The organism is Bacillus timonensis (genome assembly GCF_004799755.1).
In the GTDB taxonomy this organism is placed as follows: domain Bacteria; phylum Bacillota; class Bacilli; order Bacillales; family Bacillaceae_L; genus Ferdinandcohnia; species Ferdinandcohnia timonensis_A.
In genome coordinates, this window is record NZ_SLUB01000012.1 from 1 (window position 1) to 13,860 (window position 13,860).

The following is a 13,860-nucleotide window of genomic DNA, read 5'->3' on the forward strand; positions in this document are numbered from 1 at the left end:
CGAAGAATTCAAAGAAAAATATAAGGAAAGAGCTTGCCAAGAATGGAAAAATGGCGAAATGAAAAATTTCCACGGGTTAGATCGTGCCAGAGGGTACGGTCTAAGAAGCATGTCTTTACAAGCAAAATTAACTGCATTAGCAGTTAATTTAAAGAGGATAGCTAAGATACTATCCTCTAAAAAACCATCTTTCAAGCAAATAAATGACATTTATTTCAAAAAGGAAGAAAAAACTTTCGTTTTTCTAATTGCAGCATAGTTGTGAAGCTTTTTTATTATAAATATAGGGACTTTTTCAGTGGCTTCGGACGGTTCTTGTGGCTCCGCCGTGGCAAATTCCATTACACCCACGGCTCCGCCACAAGAAATCCCCCTAAACATCAAAGCCTGAGTCCACATTCAGATTCAGGCCTCTTGTGGTAGTTTATGGTATTATTGAGTTATCAAAGAGTCTAACCCTCTATACGAGAGTTATTTTCCATAAAATGGTGGGTCGAGGAACCTGTCCCTCTGACCCAGAAGGAAATGGTGGTAGTGTGTTTAAGATTTTGTTGATCGAAGATGATGTGACGTTGTATAACGAGATTCGGGAGCGTCTGTCTCAGTGGTCGTATGATGTGTACGGAATCAAGGATTTTGGCAATGTAATGAAGGAGTTTACTAGTATACAGCCTGACCTGGTTATTATTGATATTCAATTACCGAAGTTTGATGGTTTTCACTGGTGCCGGATGATTCGAACGCACTCCAAGGTCCCGATTATTTTTCTGTCATCAAGGGATCATCCAACCGATATGGTGATGTCGATGCAACTGGGTGCTGATGATTTTGTTCAAAAGCCGTTTCATTTCGATGTCCTGATTGCGAAGATTCAAGCCGTCTTAAGACGAGTTTACAACTACAGCCTTGAACAGCAAATCCATTTAAAGATTTGGAACGGGTCTTCTATCGATTACGTAAAAAACACCGTGCAAAATGAAGCCGGAACAATAGAGTTAACGAAAAATGAAATGTTTATTTTGAAAATCCTAATTGAGCATGTGAACCAAATTGTCAGGCGCGAGGAGCTCATTAAAAGCCTATGGGATGACGAACGTTTTGTAAGTGACAACACGCTAACTGTGAACGTCAACCGTCTGAGAAAGAGGCTCGAAGAAATTGGACTGGGCCAATATATTGAAACAAAAGTGGGACAAGGGTATTTGGCAAGGGAAGAGGTAGGTACGGAATGATCAAGAAGTTTCTCGTTGAAAGGCGGAGTTGGATTCTATTTTTCTGTATTGTCCAAGGTCTCATTCTATTAATTGGGTACCTTGATTCAACCCTATCATTTCGTTCTATACTCTATATTGTCTTTGTCTTTTTCGTCATTTTTACTTTATTTCTTGTCATTCGTTATAATCGTGAATTTTCTTTTTATCAAAACTTAGATGATTGGGACCCGATTGTCGGCATTGATAGTCTTCAAGAAGGAAAGACTCCATTTGAAAAAATGGTAGAATCCACTCTCAAACAGCAACATCATTTTTATTTAAGTGAGATAAGCCGTCACGCAACAAGCGTTGAGCAGGAAAAAGATGAGTTATTATCATGGATTCATGAAGTGAAGACGCCACTTACAACTATGAAATTAATGATTGAAAGAGTTGAAGATAACAAGTTAAAAGAGCAATTGATGTCGGAATGGCTTCGGGTCCACTTGCTGCTCGATCAACAATTGCATCAGCGCCGAATCCCATTCATGGAAAATGACCTTTTTATCGAAAAGGTTGATTTGGAAAAGCTCCTTATACCAGAAATCCAATCATTAAAATCATGGTGCTTTCAAAAAAGAATCGGTTTTGACATGTCGTTTGAGGTTTCAGAGGTGTACTCTGACGGAAAATGGCTCCAATTTATTTTACGACAGATCCTAACGAATGCCGTTAAATACAGTGAAAACGCCGATATTGAGATTCGTAGCTATCAAAAAAATGAAACTGTGATTCTTGAAATCCAGGATTATGGACGTGGAATAAAAGAGAAAGACCTATCACGCATTTTTGAAAAAGGCTTCACGTCTACAACGGATCATCGTGATCATGCCGCAACGGGCATGGGGCTTTACCTTACAAAAAATGCGACTAAGCCGTTAAAAATTCATATAGATGTCCAATCTACATATGGAGGGGGTACGATTTTTACGTTGACCTTTCCAAGGAAAAATGATTTTCTTAAGCTAACAAGCATGTGACGAAAATGTCACATGCTTTCATGTTTTGTTCGCTGATTCGAAGGAAAAAGCGCCACATCCTGTCTATGATAGAGATAAGGAGTTGATAAGATTGAATATATTAGAGGCAAATAAAATAATTAAAACGTACGGAAACAAGTGGAACCGTCAAGAGGTTTTAAAAGGAATTGATATAGAGGTAAAAAAAGGCGAGTTCGTTGGGATCATGGGTCCGTCTGGATCTGGTAAAACGACGTTGTTAAACGTGCTTTCATCGATTGACCGTGTAAGTTCTGGTTCGATTCGCGTTGAGGGTAAGGAATTCACGAGTATGAAGGATAAGGAACTAGCTGAGTTTCGAAAACGTCATCTCGGGTTTATTTTTCAGGAATACCATCTATTAGATACCTTAACAGTCAAAGAAAATATTATGCTACCATTGACGGTTAATAAGATTTCGCCGAAGGCTGCGCAAATCATGTTTGAAGATGTAGCAAAGGAATTAGGCATTTTTGAAGTGAAGGATAAGTACCCAAATGAAATTTCAGGCGGGCAGAAGCAGCGGACTTCAGCAGCGCGAGCTTTCGTTCACGAACCTAGCATTATTTTTGCGGATGAACCAACGGGTGCGCTTGATTCGAAATCTGCCTCAGACTTACTGAATAAATTAAGTGACTTAAATGAAAAACGAGAAGCGACGATTGTCATGGTTACCCATGACCCGCAAGCAGCAAGCTATTGCAGTCGTGTAATTTTTATCAGAGATGGGCAAATCTTTACGAAATTAAATCGTGGCGAGGAGAGCAGGCAAGACTTCTTTAACGATATCATTAAGACCCAGGCCGTGTTAGGTGGGGTGGGAGCATGAGCTTTAGAAGCCTCATCTTTCGAAATTTAGTAAAGAACATCAAAAACTATTACTTATATGTGTTTGCGCTTATTTTTAGTGTCTCGTTGTATTTTGCTTTTGTGACGCTACAGTATGATCCAGCGATGGATGTAACAGAGGGTTCAGTTAAAGGGGCTGCAGCGATGAAAGCTGCGTCCGTCATGCTAATTGGCATTGTCACGGTCTTTCTCGTCTATGCCAATACCTTGTTTATTAAGCGTCGTGGTAAGGAAATTGGCTTGTTCCAGCTTGTTGGAATTTCAAAAAGAAAGACGTTTTGGATTTTAAGTGTTGAAAATATGATTCTGTACTTTGGTTCGATGGGCATTGGAATCTTTCTCGGATTTGTTTCCTCGAAACTCGTGATGATGATTCTTTTGAAAATCATTGGGATTGATGAGGTTGCAAGATTGCGATTTTCAACAGAAGCACTCGTTCAAACCTTGATTGTGTTTGCTGCGATTTATATAGTGATCATGTTGTTGAACGCGTTGTTTATTAAAAGGCAGCAAATATTATCATTGTTCCACAGCACTTCTACATCTGAAGAGCGAAAACGGAAAGTCTCTATCCTCGAAGTCATTATGGGGATTCTCGGACTTGCACTTATCATCTTTGGCTATTATCTATCAACTAAATTATTTGATGGGCAGTTTACGATGATGGAGCAAATGTTTATGGTGATGATAGTGATTCTAGCGTCAGTGATCATCGGAACGTATTTCTTTTACAAGGGCTCCATCCGGTTTATTTTTAATCTAATTCGTAAAAAGGATAACGGTTATTTGTCGGTGAATAAAGTGTTATCATTATCCTCCATTATGTTCCGAATGAGATCGAATTCGGTGTTGCTAACTGTAATCACCACCGTGTCTGCATTGGCACTCGGGCTGTTATCGCTCACTTACATTTCGTATTATTCTGCTGAAAAAGCAGCGGGTGAGGCTGTCGTGAATGATTTTTCGATTCCGAATGAGGAGCGGGCAAACCAATTTACTGATTTGCTGGATGATGCGAACATAAGCTATAAGAAGACTAAGATTGATTTGATGAATGTAAAAACGGATCTATCAAATGTCATAGATATGGAAGAATCAGAGATGCTGGATCTCACAGCTCCAATGACGGTTGTATCGGACCGTTTTGTTAAGGATATTGATGTGGCTGAAAATGAATCGGTGTTCGTAAATAGCAACTCAGCCATCCAAGCATTCATGACCTTTAAAACGGGAACTTTTACCATGTCCGGAAAAACCAAAACTTTCGAGTTGAAATATGTTAAGTATGAGGATATACGTTTGCTTCCATTGCGATTAACAGGCGGAGGATTCCCAGTTGCGGTTGTCGATGACAAGGTGTACCAGCAATTAGCAGCAGATGTTGATCCAGAAGTGTTTAATGAATTTCCTGTCTATGTCGGAATTGATATCGACAAAAGGTCTGAGCTACAAGAAGCCAATCAACTTTTCAATGACCTTGAAATTGGTCAGTGGGCTGGGCATGAGTCACAGCTAGATACGTTTACGAAGCAAAAAATGAATATGGGCTTCATGATGTTTATCGTCGGATTTCTCGGATTAACTTTCTTAATTACATCGGGTTGCATCCTCTACTTCAAACAAATGGATGAAGGCGAGGAGGAAAAAGGCAGTTACACGATATTACGTAAACTAGGGTTTACAAGAACGGATTTATTAAACGGAATCAAGGCGAAACAATTGTTTAACTTTGGCATTCCGTTAATCGTTGGGTTATGCCACAGCTATTTTGCCGTAAAATCAGGATGGTTCTTCTTCGGAACCGAGCTATGGACACCGATGATCATCGTCATGGTGTTCTATACACTGCTCTACTCCATCTTCGGAATTCTATCCGTAATGTACTATAAAAAGTTGATTAAAGAAGCGTTGTAAGACGGGGACAGAGGGACAGGTTCATCGTCCCAGGTGCTACAGTCTTTAATTGATTGGCTACTGATATATTAAAGGGCCGATTCCTTGTATCCGGGAAATCGGCTTTTTGTGTTGAGGTTAAATAAAGTTGTTGATGTTTTTGTAAGCATGAAGACCATTCCGAGCGAAAGCCGCACTCGAAAAGTCCTTCATAAGGTCGATGAAGACCACATTCATCCGAATCACACTATCAAACAGGTTCTCATAAGCGTAATAGGAACTACATCCAGTAAAAGCCGACTGGTTTTATTACGGTCATGCTAAATAAACAAAAAAGTGTTCAGATTAGCACAGAACACTTTCCCGTTAAATAGTAACTGATTACGCTTTTGGTTTCTCTTTTCCCATAGAGTCAAATAATTGTGTAGAAGATAATGCATTGAATGGCATAGATACATTATGTTTAATTCCTTGGTTGTAAGTCGCGATTAGGTCTTTTAGAAGAACAGATAATGCCGTTTCTGCTGTCCACTCAGAGACATCGCTCCAATTTCTAACAACCCAGCTATCACCAGTACTTACTTTTAATAGGTTTAAAATCTCTTCTTCAGGTAAGTTATAATGTTTACCTAATTTAAGTCCTTCAGCCACTGCGTTCATGTTAACACCAAGAATCATGTTATTCACTAATTTTGCGACTTGGCTGTTACCAGGTTCGCTACCGTAGTAGAATGTGTTAGAACCGATGGCGTCAAAGTAAGGTTGGAAAGACTTCACGATTTCTTCTGAACCTGCTGTCATAATGGATAATGTACCAGCTTGAGCACCTGAAGCACCACCGCTTACCGCAGCGCTAATTAATGTCAAATCGCTTTCGCTTTCAACTTTTTGTCCTAATTCATTCATTGTTTGAGGATCAAGTGTACTCATGACAATGACTGTTTTATTTTTTGGCTGTGCAGATAAAAGACCATTTTCACCAAAAATGACATCAACATTTTGGGCATAGTCACGAACCATTGAGATAATTGCTTCGTCAGCTTGTTCTGCCACTTCTTTTAACGTATCTACCATTGAAAATCCAGCAGCTTCTGCTTTCTCATAGACACCTTTATAAGCGTCATACCCGATTACTTCAAAACCAGCTTTCTTTAAATTAACTGCCATTGGAAAGCCCATTGTTCCTAATCCTACAAATCCAATTTTTTTACTCATGATAAATTCCTCCTAGATGATTAATATTTATTACAAAAAGTACTTTTAAATAAAGTTCTTATTGTCCCGATTTCCTAGAATTAGATATTAAGCTAAACCTAAGATTGTCATGATGACAATAACAGCCATTGCAATCCAGTGGGTAACACTTATACTAATAAATCCATTTTTGAAAGTGTCTTTCATAGTTAAACCTGTTATATTGTTAAAGATAATCAAAAATCCTGAGTAAGGAACAATTGATAAAGCACCAGAGCCGATTGCGATTGCACGGTGAACCGTTTCAGGGTCTAATCCCATTTCTAAATAGATTGGCGCAAAATTCGCAACTGAAATACCGATTGCACCAACAGCTGAAGCAGTGATACCACCGATAAGGCCTGTCCCAATCATTAACGAAAGGACGGGAGGTCCAGGAATGGATTGAATCAATTGGAATACACCCTTAAACGCAGGAACACTTGTCGCAATGCTACCAAAAGCAATTGTACTACCAGTAGTGATTGTTGATGATAACGATTCGTTAGCACCTTGATTCAATACTTCTTTTTGCTGCGCAATCTGATTACGGAATAATAGTGCACTCAATACAATCGCAGCAATGAGTGCGACAATAATGATGTTACTCACAGTACTAAAGAGTAATATGATGCCTAATAACACAATGATCGGCAGTAAACTGACAATGAATGATGGAAGTTCACGTTTAGATGCCTCATCATCACTTTCAACCTTATCATTTACATGAAACGTCTCGTTTTTACGCAAGCTTCTGGATAACGAGAATTTCATAAACACCAGTATAAAGATAACTGCTACGATGGAAGTGACGATTCCGAGCAACGGAGCAGCCGTTAATGTGGTTCCCAATGCCGTTGAAGGGACGACATTGTGTAAGGAAGGTGCTCCAGGCAACATCGTCATCGTGAACGTTGAAGTCCCACCAAATACAGGGATGGTCACTAATTTCCACGAAAGATTAAGTTCTTTAAAAATCGGTTTAGCCATGGGAATTAATGCAAAAATGATGACAAATACATTAATACCACCGTACGTAAGAATGGCAGAAATAATAAATAATGCCACTAATGCGTTATACGGATTCTTGGTTCCGACCACAGACAATACTTTATTTGCAATTGAAACCGTCGCACCACTTTTATCCATGTATTTCGCTAATATAGAACCTAGTAAGAAAATAGCGAAGTTTGATGCAATAAACCCAGCAAGAGACGTCATATACGAATTTTCCTTGCCGAATACGGTTTCAAGTATCGGTACATCGTTAAATAGCAACACAACAATCGTCGCTATTGGTGCGGCCACGATGATATTGAACTTTTTAATAATAAAGAGAATGATTGTTAATATACCTAACAAGATCCCCAATATACCTAATATATCCATTTTAATTTCCCCTTTATTCTCTAGCTGTTTAGGACAATAAGTAAGTATCTATTATATTGAAAATCTACTACCTTAAACCCCTTGTTTTCATCATATTTTGGTTTTGCGAACTAGTAATAACCCCCTTAAAAGTATTTTGGTTTTGTAACCTGAACTTAAAAACTGTTTAATTCAAGAATCTTGAATTAAAGATAAATTTACTCTAACAAATAATAATGTAACTGATATTTTTGTATAAGTAAAATGAATTAAAACTATAAAACCTATGCATTTTATCTATACAACAACGTTGACACCCATAAAACTTTGGTTTGTTGATAGCTGCGAAAATTTGTACAAAATTCTACATATAGCTAAAATGAATATTATCGATACTAATCATGAAACGAATCTATAAGGAGTCGAACAATGGATACGAAGCAATTATATTATTTTATTGAAGTGGCAAAGCAAAAAAGCTTTACAGGAGCAGCACAGGCTCTGTGTTTATCTCAACCAACCATAAGCAAAATGGTTAGAAATCTTGAAGACGAGTTGGAAGTAGAACTTATTGATCGTTCAGCGAAGAAAATAGAATTAACAGTTGCAGGAGAAATTGTATATGAGGAAGGAAAAAAGATTTTGGAGAAGATTGATGACTTATCTTCGCTTTTAGATGACATGATGAATTTGAAAAAAGGAAAGCTGAAAATAGGGGTTCCTCCTCTTATTGGTTTTTTATTTTTTCCGAAAATCATAAAAGGATTTCAAGATTTATATCCCAATATTTCGATACAATTAGTAGAAAATAGTGCATTAAAAATAAAGGAAGCGGTTCAAGAGGGAATACTTGATTTGGGTGTAGCTGCAATCCCTGTTGAGGAAGATGAATTTGATGTGATACCTATTGTAGAGGAGGAGATGGTTTTGTTTGTTCATTCTTCTCATCCTCTTGCAAATAGAGATCAGATTTCCTTATTGGAACTAAAAGACGAATCATTTGTCCATTTTCAAGATGATTCTACCCTCTATCAGCAAGTCATGCAGGAGTGCATAAATGCAGGGTTTCGTCCCCATGTTACGTACCAAAGTATTTACTGGGATTTTATCACGGAGATGGTGAAGCAGAACCTTGGCGTCTCCATTTTTCCTCAATCCCTTGCAATTAGAGTAGACCAAGATATCATTAAAGCGATTCCTATCGTTAATCCAACCATCATCTGGAAGATAGGCATTATTTTAAAGAAAGATAAATATGTTTCCTTTGCTGCAAGAGAAATGGTTTCCTATATTTGTTCTTTAAAAGATGGGTAACGAAATTATCCTCACTCCTCTTTTTCGTGCTAAAATGAGAACAAAAGGATAGAGTCGCGGAGGAAAATATGCGTAAATATATGGGGGAACTAGGTCTTACAATTGTAGCCATCATCTGGGGGAGTGGGTTTGTGGCAAGTGCGGTGTCGCTCGAACATTACACACCTTATCAAATTCTTGCTATTCGTTTCCTAGTAGGTTTCATTTTGTTAAGCCTGGTGTTTTTTAAGAAACTAAAAAAAATCAAAAAGAGCACGCTTATAAAAGGGTCCATCATAGGAATCTTTTTATACTTGGCATTTGCCCTTCAAACAGTTGGATTGGTTTATACGACACCATCGAAAAACGCATTTTTGACAGCGGTGAATGTGGTCATTGTTCCGTTTATCGCGTTTTTCCTATATAAGCGAAAAATGGATAGGTTCGAATGGCTGGGTGCATTTTTAGCCATTACAGGAATTGGTGTGTTGTCACTGAAGTTCACTGGGGAAGTCAATATTGGGGATCTGCTTACATTATTATGTGCTGTCGGGTTTGCATTTCATATTTTTTACACAGCTCAATTTGTAAAAGACGAAGATCCAGTACTATTAACGGTTATTCAAATGGGCGTTGCTGCAATTTTAGGATTTACTGTGGTCATTTTTCGGGGAGAAACAGATTTTTCGATGAATGTAGAAGGAGTGTTCAATGTCCTATATCTAGGAGTGTTCTCCACAACAATTGCTTTTTTATTACAAACAGTCGCACAAAAATATACAACAGAAACGAAGGCAGCAATTATCTTGTCAACGGAGGCGTTATGGGGAACCGTGTTCTCCATTATCATCTTAAGCGATCTTTTAACGATAAAAATGGTAATCGGAGCAATCCTGATCCTTGTAGCAATCATCATTTCAGAAACAAAACTGACCTTTTTAAAGAAAAAAAGCTACAATGAAGCAATATAGCAATCGTAAAAGAATTAGTCAAAAGTCTAAAAGATAAGAAACAAATAGGAAAAGCTGAGCCAATTGGTGCTCGGCTTTTTTCTTATTTAAGGAATAGCCTTTTCAAGTCTTTCAAATTTTGGTAACATATGGGCAATACATAAATCGGAGGAAGCGCTGATGAACAAAAAAATGGCGGGGCTTTCCATTGCAGCAGGTGCAACATTATGGGGGATTATCGGCTTGTTTGTAAGCAATCTGTACGCAATTGGCTTTACGCCACTTCAAGTTGTGGGGGTAAGAGCAATCGCAGCTTCCATTTTTCTGATTACATATGCCTTACTAACAAACCCTCAAGCCTTTAAAATCAAGATACCTGACAGCAAATATTTTATTGGAACTGGAATCATTAGTATTGTCCTATTTAACTGGTGCATGTTTGTGGCGATTGAGGAAACCTCGATATCCGTTGCTGCCATTCTGCTTTATACTGCACCAGCATTTGTCACGATTTTTGCAAGACTCCTATTTAAAGAGAAACTCACCCTTCGAAAAATGCTGGCACTTGCCGTAACCATTGTAGGCTGTGCATTTGTAGTTGGGGTCTTTCCTAATTTTTCGGGGACGATCTCGCTCTTTGGACTTGTGGTTGGAATCGGTTCCGGTTTCTTTTATGCGCTATATAGCATTTTTGGCAAGTTTGCTCTTGAAAAATATGATTCTCTTACTGTCACGGTATATACGTTTATATTTGCAGCAGTTGCCGTGACACCGTTTAGTGGAATCTGGTCTGCTGTAAATTTGTTTGCAGATATCAAATCATGGTTGTATATTGCAGGACTTGGCTTTCTTTCATCGATGCTGGCGTTTATTCTATATACAAAGGGATTACAGTATATTGAATCAAGCCGAGCTTCCATCATAGCAACCATTGAACCTGTTGTCGCCGCCATTATTGGTTTTTTTATCTTCCAAGAAACGTTGCAAATGTGGCAATATGTAGGGATTATCATGGTGATTGCCGCCGTCATCATCGTTCAAGAAAATAGTCGGAGTCTTCCGGAAAAAACTATAGCAGATAATGAGGCATCTTTATAAAAGAGGTGAATATAGACAATGAAACTAGCATTTATTATCGTCATCATTCTTGGAATCGCTGCATTTATCGGTACAATTATGATAGCAGGTAAAGGCGATGCAAACTACCGTGAAAAAACGAAGAGAAACAGCATCAATCTAACCGTCATTTATGCCGTTGTGATTCTGCTCTCTTTGATTGCAGTTGGAATTTATATTAAGATGTACACATGAAAATGAAGTGTCCTTAACGGGCACTTTTTTTGATTAAAACGCACACTTTTTCCTCACATACCCATAAATTGAATCTAGGGTGATTAATGATGCGAACTCAAAATCAAAAAGAATTTACCGCTTATCATCAAAAGTATTTTCGTCCATCATGTTTGAAAGCTTTAAATGTAAGATTTAATGATTGGAAATTCTACGATCCTTATTATGATAAGACGTATGATCAGATCCAGCTACCGCGAGAGTTAACGAAGACACCTGAGGATACACTAATCAACTATTTTAGTATTCTACGGGAAGCGGCAACTTTAGGGGTGAGGTCTTGCGGTTCGATAGGCCATGGTGATCTTCCATTCCCGATTGCCTATCATTTTTTGTCAAGAGAATACCAAGAAAAACTAAGCTATGAAAAATATGTAGATTCGTTTGCTGGAATTGGACATACGAGTTTGCTAAAGCTTTGCCGAGTACCAGCTGATGAGCGGGAAATCAGATTTTTTTATGAAATTGAAACAATAGAATTGCGGGAAGAGCTGATGGTTGAGTACTTTGGCTATTCGTATGGATTCATCCAGCTTGAACACGAAAAAGATGGCTTTCGAATTTCCAATGTGAGTAAAACGAGAGAAGATTTTCTATGTGCACCGTATCACGGCTGGAGCCATGATGGGGAATCGGTCGTAGACATTAAATTTGGGCAATGGTGCAAAATGATTCACCATAAATACCCCACAATGAAAAATGGATACACAAAAAATATCTGCTTTCATGGCAATGACGGAGCGGATTATTGTATCGTTTTTTTTACCTTAACAAATGGAACAGACGTAGAAATTGCACAATTTCGCAAAGTAGGGGATGGATCTTGGGATCAGGTTCATATCAAGCCTGAAGAAGATTGTTTACCAAAAAAGGAAGATGACCATAAATAAAATTAGAACTATGCGTTAATCTATGAAGGATTAACGCTTTTTTATGTTTTAAAAAGCAAAGTTTCAACAAAAATAAGACTAAATTCAATAATATTTTATTGTAAAACGATAAAAACTATGATAAATTAAATTGACAATAAATGAATGAGGTGCTTTTTATGAAACAAAGTTCAACCCTTTTTTTAAAGCTAGCTGTTATTATAATGGGAATTCCCGTTTTGGCTCTGTGCCTATTTTTATTACCTAATATAGTAAAAGTTGCATTTGGGGAAGCGGCAGATGGTGCAACGCTGGGTTATATGGTTCTTGGCATTTTAACACTTATGTACATTTCGGCGGTCCCGTATTATGTTGCATTGTTTCAAGCGTTTAAGCTGTTGAATTATATAGACAAGAACATTGCGTTTTCGGATTTATCAGTAAGTGCTCTAAAGAAAATTCGAAACTGTGCTATCACCATCAGTTGCTTGTACCTAGCTGCCTTACCATTCGTCTTTTTCATAGCACAGTGGGATGATGCACCAGGTCTTGTCTTAATTGGATTGGTCGTTGTTGGTGCATCAATGGTGATTGCTGTCTTTGCTGCAGTTCTAAAAAAACTTTTACAAGAAGCAATTCGTATCAAAACAGAAAATGATTTAACGGTCTGAGGTGAAAACAATGGCAATTATAATCAATATAGATGTGATGTTGGCAAAAAGGAAAATGAGTGTAACAGAACTATCTGAAAGAGTTGGGATCACAATCGCAAACATTTCTATATTAAAAAATGGAAAAGCAAAAGCGATTCGACTATCCACATTAGATGCAATCTGCAAAGCTTTGGACTGTCAACCAGGGGATCTACTAGAATATCGAAGCGATAATTGATGGGACACTCAGGACTCACTACTCGTACCAATGGAGGAGAAAACAATGTCAATGAAAATTCCATTTTTTAATCAAAGACAATTAAACAATTCACTACAGGTTTCTGACCAAGATACACCGGAACACATCGCAATTGTGATGGACGGAAACGGACGCTGGGCTAAGAAGCGTGGCTTGCCCAGAGTTGCAGGACATAAAGAAGGGGTATCTACTGTTTTTAAAATTGTTAAGGCTGCAGCCAAATGTAATGTGAAGGTACTGACACTTTATACGTTTTCTACGGAAAACTGGAAACGACCAAAATCCGAGGTTGAAACGATTTTGAGACTTCCTAAGGAGTTTCTTCATATATATTTGCCTGAGCTTATATCGAATAATGTGCGCATTGAGGCAATCGGGGATATGGACAATCTTCCAGCCCATACACGTGAAGCGATTCAGTATGCAATCCAACGAACCCGAGACAATGACGGTCTTCAGCTGAATTTTGCACTCAACTATGGGGGCAGAACTGAGATTTTGAATGCCATGAAAAAAATGTTCTCGGATATGAACGATTCGAAAATGTCGCTGGATGAACTGGATGAACAGCGGTTTTCAAGGTATTTGTATACAGCTGATCTACCAGACCCTGATCTACTGATTCGTACGGGTGGGGAAAAGCGCCTGAGCAATTTTCTCCTTTGGCAATTAGCCTATACAGAATTCTGGTTCACCGATGTGCTGTGGCCAGATTTCTCCGAAAAGGAATTTCTGCAAGCCCTGGATGAATTCAGGAACCGAAAAAGAAGATATGGCGGAATCTAAACTAGTGAAGAGATCATCAAAATGGTGATCTTTTTTATTTACTTTCAATACCTTATAAAGTACTATTATGTTATGCGATATATCGAGGCACATAATACTTAGGGAC

14 protein-coding genes and 1 pseudogene are annotated in these 13,860 nt (G+C 38.2%); 13 read left to right on the forward strand and 2 right to left on the reverse strand.

The window, feature by feature from the left end:
• From E1I69_RS08815 to E1I69_RS08835, 5 genes and pseudogenes are all read left to right on the forward strand, one after another.
• A pseudogene (locus E1I69_RS08815) lies at positions 1-181 on the forward strand (transposase); the annotation flags it as partial.
• Between the two features lie 355 nt (positions 182-536).
• The gene (locus tag E1I69_RS08820; protein WP_136379362.1) at positions 537-1,232 is read left to right on the forward strand and encodes a response regulator transcription factor; all 696 of its coding nucleotides are present in this window, start codon (positions 537-539) and stop codon (positions 1,230-1,232) included.
• A complete protein-coding gene (locus E1I69_RS08825; protein ID WP_136379243.1) occupies positions 1,229-2,233 on the forward strand; it encodes a sensor histidine kinase in 1,005 nt (334 codons plus the stop codon). The genes E1I69_RS08820 and E1I69_RS08825 overlap by 4 nt, the downstream gene beginning before the upstream one ends.
• A 91-nt stretch (positions 2,234-2,324) precedes the next feature.
• Positions 2,325-3,080 carry an ABC transporter ATP-binding protein gene (locus tag E1I69_RS08830; protein WP_136379244.1) on the forward strand — a complete coding sequence of 252 codons (756 nt, stop codon included), beginning with the start codon at positions 2,325-2,327 and terminating at the stop codon, positions 3,078-3,080.
• Positions 3,077-5,014, forward strand: a complete 1,938-nt coding sequence (locus E1I69_RS08835) for an ABC transporter permease (protein ID WP_136379245.1) — start codon at positions 3,077-3,079, stop codon at positions 5,012-5,014. Before E1I69_RS08830 ends, E1I69_RS08835 begins: the two co-directional genes overlap by 4 nt.
• A 360-nt stretch (positions 5,015-5,374) precedes the next feature.
• Here the strand turns inward: E1I69_RS08835 and E1I69_RS08840 are convergent, their stop codons facing one another.
• Positions 5,375-6,208: an NAD(P)-dependent oxidoreductase gene (locus E1I69_RS08840; RefSeq protein ID WP_136379246.1), complete on the reverse strand. Its 834-nt coding sequence runs from the start codon at positions 6,206-6,208 to the stop codon at positions 5,375-5,377.
• A gap of 87 nt (positions 6,209-6,295) precedes the next feature.
• Positions 6,296-7,615 carry a GntP family permease gene (locus tag E1I69_RS08845; RefSeq protein WP_136379247.1) on the reverse strand — a complete coding sequence of 440 codons (1,320 nt, stop codon included), beginning with the start codon at positions 7,613-7,615 and terminating at the stop codon, positions 6,296-6,298.
• Between the two features lie 408 nt (positions 7,616-8,023).
• Between E1I69_RS08845 and E1I69_RS08850 the strand changes: the two genes are divergently transcribed.
• From E1I69_RS08850 to E1I69_RS08885, 8 genes are all read left to right on the forward strand, one after another.
• Positions 8,024-8,908 carry a LysR family transcriptional regulator gene (locus E1I69_RS08850; RefSeq protein WP_136379248.1) on the forward strand — a complete coding sequence of 295 codons (885 nt, stop codon included), beginning with the start codon at positions 8,024-8,026 and terminating at the stop codon, positions 8,906-8,908.
• A 68-nt stretch (positions 8,909-8,976) separates the two neighbouring features.
• The gene (locus E1I69_RS08855; protein ID WP_136379249.1) at positions 8,977-9,858 is read left to right on the forward strand and encodes a DMT family transporter; all 882 of its coding nucleotides are present in this window, start codon (positions 8,977-8,979) and stop codon (positions 9,856-9,858) included.
• Between the two features lie 159 nt (positions 9,859-10,017).
• Positions 10,018-10,935: a DMT family transporter gene (locus E1I69_RS08860; RefSeq protein ID WP_136379250.1), complete on the forward strand. Its 918-nt coding sequence runs from the start codon at positions 10,018-10,020 to the stop codon at positions 10,933-10,935.
• Positions 10,936-10,953: 18 nt separating this feature from the next.
• Positions 10,954-11,148: a hypothetical protein gene (locus E1I69_RS08865; protein WP_136379251.1), complete on the forward strand. Its 195-nt coding sequence runs from the start codon at positions 10,954-10,956 to the stop codon at positions 11,146-11,148.
• An 86-nt stretch (positions 11,149-11,234) separates the two neighbouring features.
• Positions 11,235-12,077: a hypothetical protein gene (locus tag E1I69_RS08870; RefSeq protein WP_161974866.1), complete on the forward strand. Its 843-nt coding sequence runs from the start codon at positions 11,235-11,237 to the stop codon at positions 12,075-12,077.
• 158 nt (positions 12,078-12,235) lie between these two features.
• Positions 12,236-12,727, forward strand: coding sequence for a DUF2975 domain-containing protein (locus E1I69_RS08875; protein WP_136379253.1), 492 nt, complete (start codon positions 12,236-12,238; stop codon positions 12,725-12,727).
• Positions 12,728-12,737: 10 nt separating this feature from the next.
• Positions 12,738-12,947: a helix-turn-helix domain-containing protein gene (locus E1I69_RS08880; protein WP_136379254.1), complete on the forward strand. Its 210-nt coding sequence runs from the start codon at positions 12,738-12,740 to the stop codon at positions 12,945-12,947.
• A 45-nt stretch (positions 12,948-12,992) separates the two neighbouring features.
• The gene (locus tag E1I69_RS08885) at positions 12,993-13,754 is read left to right on the forward strand and encodes an isoprenyl transferase (protein ID WP_136379255.1); all 762 of its coding nucleotides are present in this window, start codon (positions 12,993-12,995) and stop codon (positions 13,752-13,754) included.
• Positions 13,755-13,860 lie beyond the last annotated feature (106 nt).

Coding starts and splice junctions, on each gene's coding strand:
- E1I69_RS08825 (WP_136379243.1), top strand. CDS start 1,229: ATGATCAAGAAGTTTCTCGTTGAAAGGCGGAGTTGGATTCTATTTTTC.
- E1I69_RS08835 (WP_136379245.1), top strand. CDS start 3,077: ATGAGCTTTAGAAGCCTCATCTTTCGAAATTTAGTAAAGAACATCAAA.
- E1I69_RS08840 (WP_136379246.1), bottom strand. CDS start 6,208: ATGAGTAAAAAAATTGGATTTGTAGGATTAGGAACAATGGGCTTTCCA.
- E1I69_RS08845 (WP_136379247.1), bottom strand. CDS start 7,615: ATGGATATATTAGGTATATTGGGGATCTTGTTAGGTATATTAACAATC.
- E1I69_RS08850 (WP_136379248.1), top strand. CDS start 8,024: ATGGATACGAAGCAATTATATTATTTTATTGAAGTGGCAAAGCAAAAA.
- E1I69_RS08855 (WP_136379249.1), top strand. CDS start 8,977: ATGCGTAAATATATGGGGGAACTAGGTCTTACAATTGTAGCCATCATC.
- E1I69_RS08860 (WP_136379250.1), top strand. CDS start 10,018: ATGAACAAAAAAATGGCGGGGCTTTCCATTGCAGCAGGTGCAACATTA.
- E1I69_RS08865 (WP_136379251.1), top strand. CDS start 10,954: ATGAAACTAGCATTTATTATCGTCATCATTCTTGGAATCGCTGCATTT.
- E1I69_RS08870 (WP_161974866.1), top strand. CDS start 11,235: ATGATGCGAACTCAAAATCAAAAAGAATTTACCGCTTATCATCAAAAG.
- E1I69_RS08875 (WP_136379253.1), top strand. CDS start 12,236: ATGAAACAAAGTTCAACCCTTTTTTTAAAGCTAGCTGTTATTATAATG.
- E1I69_RS08880 (WP_136379254.1), top strand. CDS start 12,738: ATGGCAATTATAATCAATATAGATGTGATGTTGGCAAAAAGGAAAATG.
- E1I69_RS08885 (WP_136379255.1), top strand. CDS start 12,993: ATGTCAATGAAAATTCCATTTTTTAATCAAAGACAATTAAACAATTCA.